At 66.3% G+C, this 2,993-nt stretch carries 4 protein-coding genes; all 4 read right to left on the bottom strand.

Annotated elements, in window-relative coordinates; genetic code table 11:
• Positions 1–1,300: HAMP domain-containing sensor histidine kinase (locus B0B52_RS20990; RefSeq protein ID WP_077595634.1), on the bottom strand; the 1,300-nt coding region annotated here is incomplete at its 3' end.
• Positions 1,297–1,986 carry a response regulator transcription factor gene (locus B0B52_RS20985; RefSeq protein WP_077595633.1) on the bottom strand — a complete coding sequence of 230 codons (690 nt, stop codon included), beginning with the start codon at positions 1,984–1,986 and terminating at the stop codon, positions 1,297–1,299. The genes B0B52_RS20985 and B0B52_RS20990, both read right to left, overlap by 4 nt.
• A gap of 27 nt (positions 1,987–2,013) precedes the next feature.
• Positions 2,014–2,496 carry a DUF4260 domain-containing protein gene (locus B0B52_RS20980; protein WP_077595632.1) on the bottom strand — a complete coding sequence of 161 codons (483 nt, stop codon included), beginning with the start codon at positions 2,494–2,496 and terminating at the stop codon, positions 2,014–2,016.
• On the bottom strand, positions 2,489–2,944 hold the full coding sequence (locus B0B52_RS20975) for a Spy/CpxP family protein refolding chaperone (RefSeq protein WP_077595631.1): 456 nt from the start codon (positions 2,942–2,944) through the stop codon (positions 2,489–2,491). Before B0B52_RS20975 ends, B0B52_RS20980 begins: the two co-directional genes overlap by 8 nt.
• Positions 2,945–2,993 lie beyond the last annotated feature (49 nt).

Here is a 2,993-nt window from a genome sequence, read left to right as displayed (position 1 = left end):
CCCATAACCCCGGCCCCCCATTCCCAACCTCCAGCTGCGTGCCATGAGCCTGCGCCACCAGCTGGCACAAATACATGCCCAGCCCCACACCGCCGGTTGCACGCTGGCGTGCGCTGTCGGTGCGGTAGAAAGGTTCGGTCAGACGGGCCAGCTGCTCGGCGTCCACACCCGGGCCAAAGTCACGCACTTCCAGTATCACGCCGTCGTCCTGGCGGGTGAGCGTGATGCGCGGCGGCTGGCTGGCCTCTTCGCTGTAACGCAGGGCGTTGTCCAGCAGGTTGCGTACTAGCAGTCGAATCCGCATGCGGTCCAGTGGCAGTGTGGGCAAATCTCCAGCCAAGTCCAGCGTTACCGCTGCGGCGTCGGGCATGTCGGCCACCACCTCACGCACCAGCGCGGCCAGGTCCACCGGCTCGCGGTGCAACGTGGCATGCGGGCTGGCCAGGCGTTCGCTTTCCAGCAGGTCGCTGATCAGGTCGCGCATCTCGCCCAGGTCGCGCAGCAGCGCGGTGCGCTCGCGTTCGCCCGGGCCGTTGCCGTCAGTGCTCGTCGGCAACAGCTCGGCGTTCAGGCGCGCGCGTGTCAGCGGCGAGCGCAGCTCGTGGCTCAGCGCCAGCAGCAGGCCGCGCTTGGCATCCAGCATGCCCTTGATGTCCTGCGCCATGGTGTTGATGCGCTGCGCCAGGTCGCCCAGTTCGTCGCGGCGACGCAGCGGAATGGGGGTGTCAAAGTCGCCACCGCCAAAACGCTGCGCCCCGGCACCGATGTCATCCAGGGGTCGCAGCAGGCGCCTGACATACACATAAGCCGCGCCAATCAGCGCCAGCAGCAGCGCCAGCGTAAGCCAGCCAAAAATGCCGTGCGGCCCGCGCTGCCATGGCACGGTGCCCAGGCCAAAACTCACGCGGTGGCCGTCGGCTGTGCTGCGGCTCAGCCAGTCACCGCCCGGCCCAAAACCGGGGCGTTCACGGTATTCAAACCGGTCGGGATGCGACTGCCAGTTGACCTGCGGCCCTTCGATGCGGATGGCGATCGGTAGCCGCGTTACCAGCACCTGGGCCTTGGTCACATCGGGCGGACTGCCCAGTTCGCTCACCACGCGGTCCACATAGTCGGCCACCAGCGGTTTGGCGGCGTCGCGCCATCCGGCGGAAAAAGCGCGCTGCACGCCGCCCATGAAAATCGCCGCCATGGCCAGCGCCAGCAGCAAAAACATGGTGACCAGCCGCAGCTTCAGTGAATGGCGCCAGCGCCGCTGCCAGCGGCCCGGGGTCAGCATGCGTTTGTCTTTTTTTCTCATGGCGCTTCGGCCTTGCTCACGGCAAGTGTGTAGCCCGCATTGCGCAGCGTCTTGATGCAGTCCAGCGGCTCCAGCTTTCTGCGCAGCCGGCTCACCACAATATCGACGGCCCGGGTGTAGAGATCAGCCTCATGGCCACGCAGGCGGTTCAGGATGTCGTCGCGGCTAAACACCTTGCCCGGCTCGGCCGCCAGCATGGCCAGCAGTTCAAACTCGGTGCCCGTCAGCTCCAGCCGCTCACCCTGGCGCAGCACCTCGCGCGTTTCCAGGTCAATCGACAGATCCTGAAACACGCGGCGCTGGTCACGTGCTGCGGGCACCCCGTTGCGCCGACGCCGCAAGATGGTTTGCACCCGCGCCACCAACTCGCGCGGCTCAAAAGGTTTGGGCAGGTAATCGTCAGCGCCCAGCTCCAGCCCCACCACGCGGTCCATCACGTCGCCGCGCGCGGTCAGCATCACGATGGGGATGTCGCTTTCCTTGCGGATCTCGCGGCACAGCGCAAAGCCGTCCATCTCGGGCAGCATCACGTCAAGAATGGCTGCGTCATAGGCCGTGGCCCGCAGTTTGGCCAGGCCTTGTGAAGGGCGCGTGGCGCTGTCGAGCACAAAGTCAAAACGCGCAAAGTAGGCCGCCAAAGGTGCGGCCAGGTGTTCGTCGTCGTCAATCAGCAGGATGCGGGGCATGGCGCCATCATAAGAAGGTTGCGCCGCTCACCAGGGATCGGCGCGCCCCACGCGGCCCAGATGGGTGTTGCCGAAACCCGTTGCGTACTTGAGCCCGTAACCCAGGGCGCGGTCCAGGCCGATATGCGCGCACCACACCAACCCGGCAGCCAGCGCCAGCGGCATCGCTGCCAACACGCCCAAAGCCAGCAGCGCCAGCGGGCCCGCGTAGGAGTGCGCGGCGTTGTAGGCCGCCGCACCCACGCGCGGGCCGGCCAGGTAGGCCAGGAAAGACAGGTCAGGCAGCAAGAACAGCCAGGCGAAAAATGCCCAGCCGGCGCCAAACTGCGTATAAGCCGCCACGGAAAGCGCCAGCACGGCCAGCCCTTCCAGGCGCAGCAAACCCCGCACCCCGCCGCCCACACTGCCTGGGGACAGAGTGCGCGACGCGCGGTGGCTCAGTTCAGGCGATGGCGCCAGGCGGGCCAGCCGCCGGCCGCCCACCAGGCCAAAGCTCAGCGCCTTAGCCATGACGGCCCCAGCGACGGCCACGCTCCATGAACTCGCGTACTTTCTGCTGCTGCTCGGGCCGCAGGTTGTCAAAGAAGTCGGCCGCGGCGGTAATCACTTCCGGGCTGCCGGCCTGGATGGCGGCAGTTTTTTCGTCAATCAATTTTTTGGCACCGGCCTGGTCCAGCTTGCTGCCGGCAAACAGCCCCAGCATGGCAGCACGCGGGTCCGTGGTGCCGCGCAGAGCGGTGCGCTGGGCATGCAGCTTGTCAGCCAGCACCGAGAGTTTCTGTTTCTGTGCAGCGTCCAGGTCAAGCCGCGAGCCGATTTTCTCGACCATGCGCGCGTGCGACTCCGGCGAAGACTCGTGCCAGCCACCGGGGCCGCGGTGCGAACAGGCGCCGAGGCTGCCAACAATCAGCGCTCCGCCGAACAGGCCGAGCAGGGTTCTCTTGATAAAGCGTTTCATGACAGATCCTTGCAAATGGGTAGATGAGGATTTGTATGGTGCTTGGGAT

The organism is Polaromonas sp. A23 (assembly GCF_002001015.1).
Classification (GTDB): domain Bacteria; phylum Pseudomonadota; class Gammaproteobacteria; order Burkholderiales; family Burkholderiaceae_C; genus Polaromonas.
This window is presented reverse-complemented; position numbering and strand designations above follow the sequence as displayed.